The organism is Enterobacter sp. CFEC122 (assembly GCF_052983755.1).
The window spans coordinates 40,161-54,018 of record NZ_JBRIQR010000013.1 but is presented as its reverse complement, the minus strand read 5'-3'; the positions used below and the strand labels follow the sequence as shown (position 1 = coordinate 54,018).

The following is a 13,858-nucleotide window of genomic DNA, read 5'->3' as shown; positions in this document are numbered from 1 at the left end:
CACCCGGCATTTTTTCATCAGGACAGTATTATGACTCAAATCGACCGCCTGCTCGGCATCATGAAACGCCTGCGCGACCCGGAAAACGGCTGCCCGTGGGACAAAGAGCAGACTTTCGCCACCATCGCCCCGTACACCCTTGAAGAGACCTACGAGGTGCTGGACGCCATTTCCCGTGAAGATTTTGACGACCTGCGCGGCGAGCTGGGCGATCTGCTTTTCCAGGTCGTGTTCTACGCGCAGATGGCGCAGGAAGAGGGGCGCTTTAACTTTGACGATATCTGCGCTGCCATCAGCGACAAGCTTGAGCGCCGTCATCCCCATATTTTCGGTGACGCTACCGCAGGAACCAGCACCGAAGTCCTGGCCCGCTGGGAGCAGATCAAGAGCGCCGAGCGGGCAGAAAAATCCCAGCACTCCGCGCTGGACGACATTCCGCTGAGCCTGCCCGCGCTGATGCGCGCGCACAAAATCCAGAAACGCTGCTCCGCCGTGGGGTTTGACTGGACCTCCCTCGGCCCGGTGCTGGATAAAGTGCACGAAGAGATTGACGAGGTGATGCACGAAGCGCAGCAGGCGGTGGTGGATGAAGCAAAGCTTGAGGAAGAGATGGGCGATCTGCTGTTTGCGACCGTCAACCTTTCTCGCCACCTGGGTGTAAAAGCGGAAACGGCGCTGCAAAAAGCCAACCTTAAGTTCGAACGCCGCTTTCGCGAAGTGGAGCGGATTGTCGCCTCGCGAGGCCTGGAAATGAGCGGTATTGACCTCGACGCGATGGAAGAAGTCTGGCAGGAAGTAAAGCGCCAGGAATCTGATCTCTAACGAAATTTTGCGATCAAGCGCAATTTGTGTGATTTTTTAAATGACAAGCGCTTGATTTGCGTCAAAAACATTTACCCAAAAGGGGCTATTTTCTCACTCCTTATGTTTGTCATGGCCTGGAATGGAGACGGAGAATGAAAGTTTGTGGCGCTCGCCGTGTTCGGGTATACTACTTTCCCGTCCTGGTTATTCCATCGTTTCACCCTAACTTCTCAGGTTCAGCATGACAACGAACTATATTTTTGTGACCGGCGGGGTCGTATCCTCTCTGGGTAAAGGCATTGCCGCAGCCTCCCTCGCAGCCATTCTTGAAGCCCGTGGCCTCAATGTGACCATGATGAAACTGGATCCGTACATCAACGTCGATCCTGGCACCATGAGCCCAACCCAACACGGGGAAGTGTTCGTTACTGAAGACGGCGCTGAAACCGATCTGGATCTTGGCCACTACGAGCGTTTCATTCGTACCAAAATGACCCGTCGTAATAACTTCACGACTGGCCGCATCTACTCTGACGTTCTGCGTAAAGAGCGCCGTGGTGACTATCTGGGCGCGACCGTGCAGGTTATCCCACACATCACTAACGCCATCAAAGAGCGTGTCCTTGCCGGTGGCGAAGGGCATGACGTTGTGCTGGTTGAAATCGGCGGTACCGTGGGTGATATCGAATCCCTGCCGTTCCTCGAAGCGATTCGTCAGCTGGCGGTAGACATTGGTCGTGAACACGCGCTGTTCATGCACCTGACGCTGGTGCCTTACATGGCGGCGGCAGGTGAAGTGAAAACCAAACCGACCCAGCACTCTGTTAAAGAGCTGCTCTCTATCGGTATTCAGCCTGACATCCTGGTTTGCCGTTCCGATCGCGCCATTCCGGCGAACGAACGTGCGAAAATTGCATTGTTCTGTAACGTGCCTGAAAAAGCCGTTATTTCAATGAAAGATGTCGATTCCATTTATAAAATCCCGGGCCTGTTGAAATCACAGGGTCTGGACGATTATATTTGTAAACGATTCAGCTTGAACTGTCCGGAAGCAAACCTGTCTGAATGGGAACAGGTTATTTACGAAGAAGCCAACCCGGCAGGCGAAGTGACTATCGGTATGGTCGGCAAGTACATTGAGCTGCCGGATGCCTATAAGTCCGTGATCGAAGCGCTGAAACACGGTGGTCTGAAGAACCGTGTCTCCGTGAACATCAAGCTGATTGATTCGCAGGATGTTGAAACGCGTGGCGTTGAAATCCTGAAAGATCTGGATGCTATCCTTATCCCTGGCGGCTTTGGCTACCGTGGTGTAGAAGGCAAGATCGCCACCGCGCGTTATGCGCGTGAAAACAATATTCCATACCTCGGCATCTGTCTGGGTATGCAGGTTGCGCTGATCGAATTTGCGCGCAACGTAGCGGGAATGGAAAACGCGAACTCTACGGAATTTGTGCCAGACTGTAAGTACCCTGTTGTGGCGCTTATCACTGAATGGCGTGATGAAGACGGTAACGTCGAAGTCCGTACCGAGAAGAGCGATCTGGGTGGCACTATGCGTCTTGGCGCACAGGCCTGCCAGCTGACTGACGATAGCGTGGTTCGCAAGCTGTACGGCGAGCCGGTCATCACCGAGCGCCATCGTCACCGCTATGAAGTCAACAACATGCTGTTGAAACAAATTGAAGCTGCGGGTCTGCGTGTTGCGGGCCGCTCCGGGGATGATCAGTTAGTCGAGATCATCGAAGTGCCAAACCATCCGTGGTTTGTCGCCTGCCAGTTCCACCCGGAATTTACTTCAACGCCACGTGACGGGCATCCGCTGTTTGCAGGCTTCGTGAAAGCCGCCAGCGACTACCAGAAGCGTCAGGCGAAGTAAAAAAAGTTAGAACGGCAACGCGTACCTTTGGTACGCGTTGTTTGTCTGGAGTTTTAGTTTAACTTGTACTGAGGAAAATCTAATGTCCAAAATCGTTAAAGTCATCGGTCGTGAAATCATCGACTCCCGTGGTAACCCGACCGTTGAAGCCGAAGTTCATCTGGAAGGTGGTTTCGTCGGTATGGCAGCTGCTCCATCAGGTGCTTCTACCGGTTCCCGCGAAGCGCTGGAACTGCGTGATGGCGACAAATCCCGTTTCATGGGCAAAGGCGTACTGAAAGCGGTTGGCGCTGTTAACGGTCCTATTGCTCAGGCTATCGTTGGCAAAGATGCCAAAGATCAGGCTGGCATCGACAAGATCATGATCGATCTGGACGGTACTGAAAACAAATCTAACTTCGGTGCGAACGCAATCCTGGCCGTTTCCCTGGCGAACGCCAAAGCGGCTGCGGCGGCTAAAGGTATGCCACTGTTCGAGCACATCGCTGAACTGAACGGCACCCCAGGCAAATACTCCATGCCTGTACCAATGATGAACATCATCAACGGTGGTGAGCACGCAGACAACAACGTTGATATTCAGGAATTCATGATTCAGCCAGTTGGCGCGAAATCCCTGAAAGAAGCAGTACGTATGGGTTCTGAAGTGTTCCACAACCTGGCTAAAGTTCTGAAAGCTAAAGGTATGAACACAGCTGTGGGTGACGAAGGTGGCTATGCGCCAAACCTGGGTTCTAACGCAGAAGCACTGGCTGTTATCGCAGAAGCGGTAAAAGCAGCGGGCTACGAGCTGGGCAAAGACATCACCCTGGCGATGGACTGTGCAGCATCTGAATTCTACAAAGACGGTAAATACGTTCTGGCTGGCGAAGGCAACAAAGCGTTCACCTCCGAAGAGTTCACTCACTTCCTGGAAGACCTGACCAAACAGTACCCAATCGTGTCTATCGAAGACGGTCTGGACGAGTCTGACTGGGCTGGCTTCGCATACCAGACTAAAGTACTGGGCGACAAAATCCAGCTGGTGGGTGACGACCTGTTCGTAACCAACACCAAGATCCTGAAAGAAGGTATCGAGAAAGGCATCGTTAACTCCATCCTGATCAAATTCAACCAGATCGGTTCCCTGACCGAAACGCTGGCTGCGATCAAAATGGCGAAAGACGCTGGCTACACCGCGGTTATCTCTCACCGTTCTGGCGAAACTGAAGACGCGACCATTGCTGACCTGGCTGTGGGTACCGCTGCTGGCCAGATCAAAACGGGTTCTATGAGCCGTTCTGACCGTGTTGCTAAATACAACCAGCTGATTCGTATCGAAGAAGCGCTGGGCGAAAAAGCACCATACAACGGTCGTAAAGAGATCAAAGGCCAGGCATAATCGCTTAAGCCTTAAAATGAAAATGCCAGTCGAATGACTGGCATTTTTTTTGGCTATTTAAAATCGACCGCCATTTGCTCCGGAATGGTCAGCCCCCGGGTGGTTTGCACGCAGCGGGCAATATAATCCGTAAACCGGGGTGGCTTCGGCATCCCCATGCTCAGCAGCTTATCGTTGCTGAAGCGCACGTTAAGCGTGGCAAACGCACCGTATAACCGCATAGCTCTCAGCATCAGACGTTCGTTGCACGGGCCAAAAATCGTTTTTAGTTCACGGCGCATTCTGACCAGCGTTTCGTAGCTGACCTGCGCGTACTTATCGCCGACGGGGGCTTTCTCCAGCGCCAGCGCCATCGCATTATCAATATCCGCAAAGCGAACGCTGTTCTCTTCTCCGGCCGAAATGTGTACCACTTCCCCCGGACGCGCGTTGCTGTTGAGCAGCATTAACAGCGCGTCGGCACAATAATCCACCGGGACAACGTCGATCCGGTCCTCCATCGAGCACATAAACTTCTGCAGCATCAGGCCCATGCTGAAGACCCAGAAAATACTGCTCGAGGGCGTGCAGCCGTGGCGGGTATGGCCGACAACGATGGACGGACGCGCGATGAGCAGCGGCAGGTTCGGACATTCCTGGCGCATCAGCTGTTCGATGGTTGACTTCGAAAACGTGTATTCCACCAGGTGTTCAGCATTCTCTCTGAATTCGGCGCTTTCGGCGACCAGGGAATCCTGCTCCGGCGTACATGACATTGCCGTGCCCACGTGGAGGAAGCGTTGTAGCGTTGAAACCTGCTCCATGCGGCGCGCCAGTGCCAGCGTTCCTTCCACGTTGACCTTCCAGATGAGCGGGTTGTTACCAAATGAGGCAACAGCTGCACAGTTCACGACATGCGTGACCTGGTCCAGACGCGGATCGTTCAGGAAGGCTTCAGGCTGGCTGAGATCGCCAATGAGGATATTGTTCACGCTCAGAGTGGCCAGTTTGTCCTCAGGAACGTTGAACTTGCGCATGTTCTCCAGCACGCGCTCCAGCCCGCTCTGCGGATCGCTGGCACGCGCGAGCAAAAGCAGTTTTACGGATTGATCGCTGGTCAGAATTTTTTCCAGTACTGCACCGCCCAGAAACCCCGTCACACCTGTAATCATTAACATCTTCATTAATACCGTCTCATTATGATTGATGAGGCGGATTGTAGGCGTGCAAAAGTAAACGGCATTTAAATAATAAAAAGCCGAAATCGACAGCATCTTAAGCTTATTTTAAGGAAAGGAATTCAGGTGGAGATATTGGACATTACAGGCAGGGTGAAAATTCAATTTATTAAAATGCATATTTCAACATGATGATTTTAAAGTCCTTTTTGTGGTGCTTATCGGGTGGTGAATTTAATTCTAAATGTAATAAATATAATACTTTGTTACACCAAACATTTACCGGATAAATGATTTAAACACCACTTAACTTAAATCAGGCGACATTAAGCGCAGGCTATTTTATTTAGCCTGCGAAGGGTTTTTAGAGTAACAGAGGAAGCGTGGCGCTGGCCGTTTGCTGGCTAACGTCGCCGTAACGGCCATCCAGCGCAATCATGGACGTGGTCAGCAGTTCGACCAGCAGCATGACCCCAACTTTGGCATTGAGCGCGCCCGCGCTAAGCGGCCCCTCTGGCTTGGCGGCCACCAGCTGCATGTCGCTCAGGGACGCCAGCGGGCTACGAGGCGTATTGCTGAGTGCCAGAACCTTAGCGCCGCGCTTGCGGGCAAGCTTCACCACGTGGAGTAGATCTCGCGTTGAGCCGGAACTGGAGATTGCCACCACCAGCGTCTCTTCCGAAAGCGTTGTCGCATTCATGGCCGCGCGGTGCATATCGCTAAACAGCTGTGCGGGTTTGCCCAGCCGCAACAGCTTGTAGTGCAGATACTCCCCGAGGATCGCGCTGGCCGCAACGCCATAAATCTGCACCGACTGCGCCTGATGCAGCGCCAGCGCGGCCTTTTCAAGCAGCGTGCGGTCAAGGAGCCTGGCGGTGTCCTGCAAAGCCTGCACCGACTCATCCACGACGTTATCAATCTCATCCCCCGCCTGACGCGCGGGCTGGCCCTGCTGAATATCCAGCGCAAGCGCCATTTTAAATTCGTTATAGCCCTTGCAGCCCAGAGTGCGGCAAAGACGCGTCACGCTGGCCTCGCTGGTGTGGCTCTCGCGCGCCAGTTCGGTGATCGTCAGGTAGAGCACCCGGGCAGGATCGCTGAGAACAAACTCACCGAGTTTTTGTTGTGTTGGGCTGTACCCGGAAGCCTCCTGGCGTAGCTTCAGCAGCAGGTTTTCATGGTCTGACATGCTCGATCCTTAATGCGTTTCTCTGCGACTAGTGTGGCGGAAAGCGGGGGAAAGAAGCCAGTCATTTCGAAAAAGTATGATCGTTGTCCTGGTTTTTGATGATAATTTTCACTATCTAAAATTAATATGGTAAAAATTTTCATCTATTAATGGGGGGATGAAAAAATGATGCAAATATTCAGTGGGGCTTCTTCAGGGGGATGGTTTGAAAAAGCGCAGCGCTTTGGCAAATCCTTTATGTTGCCGATTGCCGTGCTGCCTGCGGCAGGTCTGCTGCTGGGGATAGGCGGCGCGCTATCCAATCCCAACACGCTGGCGGCCTATCCGTTTTTAGACGTGAGCTGGCTGCAGGCCATTTTCACCATCATGAGCAGCGCAGGATCCATCGTGTTTGCGAACCTCTCGGTGCTGTTTGCCGTTGGGGTGGCCGTCGGGCTGGCAAAAAGCGATAAGGGCACGGCGGGTCTGGCGGCGTTACTCGCGTTTCTGGTGATGAATGCCACCATCAACGCGCTGCTGATCCTCACCGGCAAACTGGCGCATGAGAACCCGGGGGCCGTGGGGCAGGGCATGACGCTGGGTATTCAGACGCTGGAAACCGGCGTCTTTGGCGGCGTGGTGATTGGGCTGGTAACCTGCGCGCTCCATCATCGGTTTAACAAGATTGCACTTCCGCAGTTCCTGGGCTTTTTTGGCGGCTCGCGCTTTGTTCCTATCATCAGCTCGCTGGCGGCGATACTCGTCGGTGCGCTCATGACCGTGGTCTGGCCGCATTTCCAGAAGCTGATTTTTGGTCTCGGCGGGCTGGTGGATGCGACCGGCTATCTGGGCACTTTGCTGTACGGCTTCATTTTACGCATGCTGGGTCCGTTCGGTCTGCACCACATCTTCTACCTGCCTTTCTGGACCACCGCGCTTGGCGGGAGTGAGATTGTCAACGGTCACCTGGTGGAAGGCACGCAGCGGATCTTCTTCGCTCAGCTGGCTGACCCGAACACGCAACATTTCTATGAGGGCACGTCACGCTTCATGTCCGGGCGCTTTATTACGATGATGTTTGGCCTACTCGGGGCGTGCCTGGCGATGTACCACACGGCAAAACCCGAGAACAAAAAACGCGTTGCCGGGCTGCTGCTTTCTGCGGCGTTAACCTCGTTCCTGACCGGGATTACCGAGCCTATCGAATTCTCGTTCCTGTTTATTGCGCCGGTGCTCTACGTCATCCATGCGCTGTTTGACGGGCTGGCATTCATGCTCGCGCACATGCTGCATATCACCATCGGGCAAACCTTCTCCGGCGGTTTCATCGACTTCGTGCTGTTCGGCATTTTGCAGGGAGAAGCCAAAACCAACTGGATGTTCGTTCCGCTGGTCGGCGTAGCGTGGTTCTTCCTTTACTACTTTACCTTCCGCTATCTGATTAACCGCTTTGATTTCGCGACGCCAGGTCGGGAAAAGGAGGCGATGGCTGATGAGGTCAGTCTGCCGCAAAACGAACGCGCAGCCGCGGTGATCGCCGGATTAGGCGGAAAAGAGAATCTGGACGAGGTGGACTGCTGCGCCACGCGTCTTCGCGTCACGGTTAAAGACGGCAGCAAAGTGAATGAGTCGGCACTGAAAGCCACCGGGGCGCGCGGCGTTATCGTGCGCGGCAACGGCGTTCAGGTCATTTATGGCCCGCACGTCACGATTATCAAAAACGAAGTGGAAGAGATCTTATCGTAATGAAAACTGTACTGGATAACCTGAAGGGAAAACTGGTCGTCTCCTGTCAGGCGCTGGAAAATGAACCGCTGCACAGCCCGTTTATTATGTCGCGCATGGCGCTGGCTGCGGCACAGGGCGGGGCTGCCGCCATTCGCGCGAACAGCGTGGTGGATATCGAGGCCATCAGGCAGCAGGTGTCTTTGCCGGTCATCGGCATCATCAAACGGGATTATCCCGAAAGCGAGGTGTTTATCACCGCGACAATGAAAGAGGTGGATGAGCTCATGAGCGTCTCGCCGGACATCATTGCGCTTGATGCGACGGCGCGGTCACGTCCCGGCGGAGAATCTCTGGAAACGCTGGTCTCGCGCATCCGCGCACGTTATCCCGCGGTGCTGCTGATGGCGGATATCTCCTCCGTGGAGGAAGCCGTGACGGCGCAGGCGCTGGGCTTCGACTGCGTCGGCACCACGCTTTACGGCTACACGGCGGAAACGGCGGGCCATTCACTTCCGGAAAACGACTGCGCCTTCCTGAAGGCGGTGCTGGCCGCCGTGACGGTGCCCGTGGTTGCCGAAGGCAACGTGGATACCCCCGAGCGTGCGGCCAGGTGTCTGGCGCTGGGCGCGCATACGGTGGTGGTCGGCGGCGCGATCACCCGTCCGCAGCAAATCACGGAACGGTTTATGGCGGCGATTGGCGCGTAAAGCACCGATGGAGCATGACCATCCGGCGGGGATCTGCGATACTTATCGTTTATCCCCTTTACTGAGATGACTATGCAGTACCCGATTAACGAGATGTTCCAGACCCTGCAAGGCGAGGGTTACTTTACCGGCGTTCCCGCTATTTTCATTCGTTTACAGGGATGCCCGGTTGGCTGTGCCTGGTGTGATACCAAACATACGTGGGATAAGCTCGCAGATCGGGAAGTGTCGCTGTTTAGCATTCTGGCGAAAACCAAAGAGAGCGATAAGTGGGGCGCGGGCAGTGCCGAAGATCTGCTCGCCATCATTGGTCGTCAGGGCTGGACGGCGCGTCACGTGGTGATCACCGGCGGTGAACCCTGCATCCACGATCTGACGCCGCTGACCGAGCTGCTCGAAAAGAACGGCTACAGCTGCCAGATCGAAACCAGCGGCACCCATGAAGTGCGCTGCTCGCACACCACCTGGGTGACGGTATCGCCAAAAGTGAATATGCGCGGTGGGTATGACGTGCTGTCTCAGGCGCTGGAGCGCGCGGATGAGATTAAGCACCCGGTAGGACGCGTGCGTGATATCGAAGCGCTGGATGAACTGCTGGCCACGCTGACGGACGAAAAGCAGCGGGTCATTGCCCTGCAGCCTATCAGCCAGAAAGACGATGCAACGCGCCTGTGCATTGAAACCTGTATTGCGCGCAACTGGCGCCTGTCGATGCAGACGCACAAGTATCTGAATATTGCCTGAAAAAAAGCCCGGTGGCGCGAGCGCTTACCGGGCCTGGGTTTCGAGGCTTTTGTAGGCCGGGTAAGGCGAAGCCGCCACCCGGCAAGCATCACTCGCCGCGATACACGCAGCCAGCCGTACAGGTCTCTTTGATCATCACCGCGCTCAGTAGCGGTACTTGCGGTTTCATCTGATCCCAAATCCATTTTGCCAGCACTTCGCTGGTCGGGTTTTCAAGGCCCGGGATCTCATTCAGGAAGTAGTGATCCAGACGATCGTAGGTCGGCTTAAACGCGGCCTTCAGCTCGGCAAAATCCATGATCCAACCGGTATGCGGATCAACTTCACCGGTGATCTCAAGACGCACCATGAACGAATGCCCGTGCAGACGGCCACATTTATGCCCTTCAGGGACATGCGGAAGGTGGTGGGCGGCTTCGAAGGTGAAATCTTTAAACAGTGTGGTGGACATGATCGCTCTCAGTAATGCGGAAAAAACCGCCGCATAGTACCGGAAAGCACAATTTTTAGCATTAACTAAAACGGCTCTGAGCGGCAACCGCCTCGTATACGGGATGTTTATCGCTATTTGTTCTTATATTTCAAATAATTATTTAATCGGTTTTATCGCTAAGCATGACAACCAAAACAGGTTAGTCCATTTGGTTATTTATTATTTCCATCCCTTCTTTAATTGTTATTATCCTCGCCGTTAACCTTATCTTCAGTTTGGATTTATTCGCTTAAAGTCCGCTTGGCTACTGGAACATAACGACGCATGACAACACAGGCCCCACCTTCAAACTTGCTTCCCCTGAACCCGGAGCAGCTGGCGCGCCTTCAGGCTGCCACCTCTGATTTTTCTCCCACTCAGCTTGCCTGGGTCTCCGGTTATTTCTGGGGAATGCTTAATCAGCAGCCTGGCGCTGTGGCGGGTGCACCGGCCACGGCCGTAGAAATTCCGGCCATTACCCTGATTTCCGCCTCGCAGACGGGTAACGCCCGCCGCGTGGCCGAAGCGCTGCGTGACGACCTGCTGGCCGCCAGGCTGAACGTGAACCTGGTCAACGCCGGGGATTATAAATTTAAGCAAATCGCGTCAGAAAAACTGCTGGTGGTGGTGGCTTCTACGCAGGGTGAAGGTGAACCCGCAGAAGAAGCGGTGGCGCTGCATAAGTTCCTGTTCTCGAAAAAAGCGCCGAAGCTGGATGGCACGGCGTTTGCCGTCTTTGGCCTGGGCGATACCTCCTATGAATTCTTCTGCCAGTCCGGCAAAGACTTCGACAGCAGGCTGGCGGAGCTGGGCGCAGAGCGCCTGCTGGACCGCGTTGACGCGGATGTTGAATACCAGGCCGCCGCCGCTGAATGGCGTGCCCGCATCGTTGACGTGCTAAAAGCGCGCGTGCCGAAAGAGACGTCAACCCAGGCCGCGTTCACCGCGACGGGGGCTGTTAACGACATCCACACCAGCCCGTACACCAAAGAGGCGCCGCTGGCGGCGAGCCTGTCGGTGAACCAGAAAATTACCGGCCGCGATTCCGAAAAAGACGTTCGCCATATCGAAATCGATCTCGGCGACTCGGGCCTGCGCTATCAGCCTGGCGATGCGCTGGGCGTCTGGTATCAGAACGATCCGGCGCTGGTGAAAGAGCTGGTTGAGCTGCTGTGGCTGAAAGGCGACGAGCCCGTCACCGTTGACGGCAAAACGCAGCCGCTTTCTGAAGCGTTGCAGTGGCATTTTGAGCTGACGGTGAATACCCCGAATATCGTCGAAAATTATGCCACCTTAACGCGCAGCGAATCCCTGCTGCCGCTGGTGGGCGACAAGGCGAAGCTGCAGCATTACGCCGCGACGACGCCGATTGTCGATATGGTGCGCTTCTCTCCGGCTCAGCTGGATGCCGATGCGCTGATCGGCCTGCTGCGTCCGCTGACCCCACGCCTGTACTCGATTGCCTCGTCTCAGGCCGAGGTGGAGAGCGAAGTGCATATCACCGTCGGCGTGGTGCGCTACGACATCGAAGGCCGCGCCCGTACGGGTGGAGCATCGGGCTTCCTGGCAGACCGCGTGGAAGAAGAGGGCGAAGTGCGCGTCTTTATCGAGCACAACGACAACTTCCGCCTGCCTGCAAACCCGGAAACGCCGGTCATCATGATTGGCCCGGGCACCGGCATTGCGCCGTTCCGCGCCTTCATGCAGCAGCGCGCGGCGGATGGCGCGCCGGGTAAAAACTGGCTGTTCTTCGGCAACCCGCACTTTACGGAAGATTTCCTCTACCAGGTGGAGTGGCAGCGCTATGTGAAAGAAGGCGTACTGACCCGCATCGATCTGGCCTGGTCCCGCGACCAGAAAGAAAAAGTATACGTACAAGACAAACTGCGCGAACAGGGCGCAGAGCTGTGGCGCTGGATCAATGACGGTGCCCACATTTATGTCTGCGGCGACGCTAATCGCATGGCGAAAGACGTTGAGCAGACTTTGCTGGAAGTGATTGCCGAATTCGGCGGTATGGATGCCGAAGCGGCGGATGAATTTTTAAGTGAGCTGCGCGTTGAGCGCCGTTATCAGCGAGATGTCTACTAATGAGCGAAAAACATCCAGGGCCACTGGTGGTCGAAGGTAAACTGACAGACGCCGAGCGCATGAAGCTGGAAAGCAACTATCTGCGTGGCACCATTGCTGAAGATCTGAATGACGGTCTCACCGGCGGTTTCAAAGGCGACAACTTCCTGCTGATCCGTTTCCACGGCATGTACCAGCAGGACGACCGCGACATCCGCGCCGAGCGTGCAGAGCAGAAGCTGGAGCCGCGTCACGCGATGCTGCTGCGCTGCCGTCTGCCGGGCGGGGTGATTACCACCAAACAGTGGCAGGCGATCGACAAGTTTGCCGGTGAAAACACGATCTACGGCAGCATCCGTCTGACCAACCGTCAGACCTTCCAGTTCCACGGCATTCTGAAGAAGAACGTCAAGCCGGTGCACCAGATGCTGCACTCCGTTGGGCTGGACGCGCTGGCGACCGCCAACGACATGAACCGTAACGTGCTCTGCACCTCGAACCCGTATGAGTCCGAGCTGCACGCTGAAGCGTACGAGTGGGCGAAGAAGATCTCCGAGCACCTGCTGCCGCGCACGCGCGCCTATGCGGAGATCTGGCTCGATCAGGAAAAAGTCGCGACTACGGACGAAGAACCGATCCTCGGTCAGACCTACCTGCCGCGTAAGTTTAAAACCACGGTAGTGATCCCGCCGCAGAACGATATCGACCTGCACGCCAACGACATGAACTTCGTGGCGATTGCCGAAAACGGCAAGCTGATTGGCTTTAACCTGCTGGTGGGCGGCGGTCTGTCCATTGAACACGGTAACAAGAAAACCTATGCCCGCACCGCCAGCGAGTTCGGTTTCCTGCCGCTGGAGCACACGCTGGCCGTGGCGGAAGCGGTGGTGACGACCCAGCGCGACTGGGGTAACCGTACCGACCGTAAAAACGCGAAAACCAAATACACCCTGGAGCGCGTGGGCGTCGAGACGTTCAAAGCGGAAGTGGAGCGTCGCGCGGGCATCAAGTTTGAGCCGATCCGCCCTTACGAATTCACCGGTCGCGGCGATCGCATTGGCTGGGTGAAGGGTATCGACAATAAATGGCACCTGACGCTGTTTATCGAAAACGGCCGTATTCTGGATTATCCGGGGCGTCCGCTGAAAACCGGCCTGCTGGAAATTGCGAAGATCCATAAGGGCGAGTTCCGCATCACCGCTAACCAGAACCTGATCATTGCCGGCGTGCCGGAAAGCCAGAAGGCGAAGATCGAGAAGCTGGCGCGCGAACATGGGTTGATGGATGCGGTGAAGCCGCAGCGTGAAAACTCAATGGCCTGCGTGTCGTTCCCGACCTGCCCGCTGGCGATGGCCGAAGCGGAACGTTTCCTGCCGTCATTCACTGACAAGGTAGAAGCGATTCTGGAAAAACACGGCATTCCGGACGAGCATATTGTTATGCGCGTGACGGGCTGCCCGAACGGCTGCGGTCGCGCGATGCTGGCCGAACTGGGGCTGGTGGGGAAAGCGCCGGGGCGCTACAACCTGCACCTGGGCGGTAACCGTATCGGCACGCGCATTCCGCGTATGTTCCGCGAGAACATCACCGAGCCGGAAATTCTTGATTCCATCGACGAGCTTGTCGGGCGCTGGGCGAAAGAGCGCGAAGCGGGTGAAGGCTTCGGCGACTTTACGGTGCGTGCGGGCATCATTCGCCCGGTGCTCGATCCCGCCAGGGATTTCTGGGAGTAAACACGAGAGGTAACT

The 13,858-nt window shown here is 55.6% G+C and carries 11 protein-coding genes; 8 read left to right on the top strand and 3 right to left on the bottom strand.

Annotation, left to right across the window (positions count from 1 at the left end; translation table 11 throughout):
- Positions 1 to 30 precede the first annotated feature (30 nt).
- From mazG to eno, 3 genes are all read left to right on the top strand, one after another.
- The gene (gene mazG / locus ACVCAM_RS11245) at positions 31 to 822 is read left to right on the top strand and encodes a nucleoside triphosphate pyrophosphohydrolase (protein ID WP_008499627.1); all 792 of its coding nucleotides are present in this window, start codon (positions 31 to 33) and stop codon (positions 820 to 822) included.
- Positions 823 to 1,045: 223 nt separating this feature from the next.
- The gene (gene pyrG, locus ACVCAM_RS11240; RefSeq protein WP_008499626.1) at positions 1,046 to 2,683 is read left to right on the top strand and encodes a glutamine hydrolyzing CTP synthase; all 1,638 of its coding nucleotides are present in this window, start codon (positions 1,046 to 1,048) and stop codon (positions 2,681 to 2,683) included.
- An 82-nt stretch (positions 2,684 to 2,765) separates the two neighbouring features.
- Positions 2,766 to 4,064, top strand: coding sequence for a phosphopyruvate hydratase (eno, locus tag ACVCAM_RS11235; protein ID WP_003862715.1), 1,299 nt, complete (start codon positions 2,766 to 2,768; stop codon positions 4,062 to 4,064).
- Between the two features lie 53 nt (positions 4,065 to 4,117).
- Here the strand turns inward: eno and ACVCAM_RS11230 are convergent, their stop codons facing one another.
- A complete protein-coding gene (locus ACVCAM_RS11230; RefSeq protein ID WP_407223624.1) occupies positions 4,118 to 5,227 on the bottom strand; it encodes an SDR family oxidoreductase in 1,110 nt (369 codons plus the stop codon).
- A gap of 358 nt (positions 5,228 to 5,585) precedes the next feature.
- Entirely contained in the window at positions 5,586 to 6,410 is an 825-nt protein-coding gene (locus ACVCAM_RS11225; protein WP_021241902.1) for a MurR/RpiR family transcriptional regulator, read from the bottom strand.
- Positions 6,411 to 6,575: 165 nt separating this feature from the next.
- Here ACVCAM_RS11225 and ACVCAM_RS11220 point away from each other — a divergent pair, with 165 nt between their 5' ends.
- The 3 genes from ACVCAM_RS11220 (at position 6,576) to queE (ending at position 9,568) form a co-directional block, all read left to right on the top strand.
- Positions 6,576 to 8,135 (top strand): PTS transporter subunit EIIC, encoded by a 1,560-nt coding sequence (locus ACVCAM_RS11220; protein WP_407223623.1) that lies wholly within the window; start codon positions 6,576 to 6,578, stop codon positions 8,133 to 8,135.
- Positions 8,135 to 8,824 (top strand): N-acetylmannosamine-6-phosphate 2-epimerase, encoded by a 690-nt coding sequence (locus ACVCAM_RS11215; RefSeq protein ID WP_219999213.1) that lies wholly within the window; start codon positions 8,135 to 8,137, stop codon positions 8,822 to 8,824. Before ACVCAM_RS11220 ends, ACVCAM_RS11215 begins: the two co-directional genes overlap by 1 nt.
- Positions 8,825 to 8,896: 72 nt before the next feature.
- The gene (gene queE, locus ACVCAM_RS11210; RefSeq protein ID WP_021241905.1) at positions 8,897 to 9,568 is read left to right on the top strand and encodes a 7-carboxy-7-deazaguanine synthase QueE; all 672 of its coding nucleotides are present in this window, start codon (positions 8,897 to 8,899) and stop codon (positions 9,566 to 9,568) included.
- 88 nt (positions 9,569 to 9,656) lie between these two features.
- Here the strand turns inward: queE and queD are convergent, their stop codons facing one another.
- On the bottom strand, positions 9,657 to 10,019 hold the full coding sequence (gene queD, locus ACVCAM_RS11205; protein WP_407223622.1) for a 6-carboxytetrahydropterin synthase QueD: 363 nt from the start codon (positions 10,017 to 10,019) through the stop codon (positions 9,657 to 9,659).
- 306 nt (positions 10,020 to 10,325) lie between these two features.
- Between queD and cysJ the strand changes: the two genes are divergently transcribed.
- Together cysJ and cysI are read left to right on the top strand one after the other, a co-directional pair.
- Positions 10,326 to 12,131, top strand: coding sequence for an NADPH-dependent assimilatory sulfite reductase flavoprotein subunit (cysJ, locus tag ACVCAM_RS11200; RefSeq protein ID WP_049121052.1), 1,806 nt, complete (start codon positions 10,326 to 10,328; stop codon positions 12,129 to 12,131).
- On the top strand, positions 12,131 to 13,843 hold the full coding sequence (gene cysI, locus ACVCAM_RS11195; protein ID WP_024909261.1) for an assimilatory sulfite reductase (NADPH) hemoprotein subunit: 1,713 nt from the start codon (positions 12,131 to 12,133) through the stop codon (positions 13,841 to 13,843). The genes cysJ and cysI overlap by 1 nt, the downstream gene beginning before the upstream one ends.
- Positions 13,844 to 13,858: the final 15 nt, after the last annotated feature.

Excerpts from the sequence above, each read along its gene's own strand:
- mazG (WP_008499627.1), top strand. The coding sequence starts at position 31 with ATGACTCAAATCGACCGCCTGCTCGGCATCATGAAACGCCTGCGCGAC.
- pyrG (WP_008499626.1), top strand. The coding sequence starts at position 1,046 with ATGACAACGAACTATATTTTTGTGACCGGCGGGGTCGTATCCTCTCTG.
- eno (WP_003862715.1), top strand. The coding sequence starts at position 2,766 with ATGTCCAAAATCGTTAAAGTCATCGGTCGTGAAATCATCGACTCCCGT.
- ACVCAM_RS11230 (WP_407223624.1), bottom strand. The coding sequence starts at position 5,227 with ATGAAGATGTTAATGATTACAGGTGTGACGGGGTTTCTGGGCGGTGCA.
- ACVCAM_RS11225 (WP_021241902.1), bottom strand. The coding sequence starts at position 6,410 with ATGTCAGACCATGAAAACCTGCTGCTGAAGCTACGCCAGGAGGCTTCC.
- ACVCAM_RS11220 (WP_407223623.1), top strand. The coding sequence starts at position 6,576 with ATGATGCAAATATTCAGTGGGGCTTCTTCAGGGGGATGGTTTGAAAAA.
- ACVCAM_RS11215 (WP_219999213.1), top strand. The coding sequence starts at position 8,135 with ATGAAAACTGTACTGGATAACCTGAAGGGAAAACTGGTCGTCTCCTGT.
- queE (WP_021241905.1), top strand. The coding sequence starts at position 8,897 with ATGCAGTACCCGATTAACGAGATGTTCCAGACCCTGCAAGGCGAGGGT.
- queD (WP_407223622.1), bottom strand. The coding sequence starts at position 10,019 with ATGTCCACCACACTGTTTAAAGATTTCACCTTCGAAGCCGCCCACCAC.
- cysJ (WP_049121052.1), top strand. The coding sequence starts at position 10,326 with ATGACAACACAGGCCCCACCTTCAAACTTGCTTCCCCTGAACCCGGAG.
- cysI (WP_024909261.1), top strand. The coding sequence starts at position 12,131 with ATGAGCGAAAAACATCCAGGGCCACTGGTGGTCGAAGGTAAACTGACA.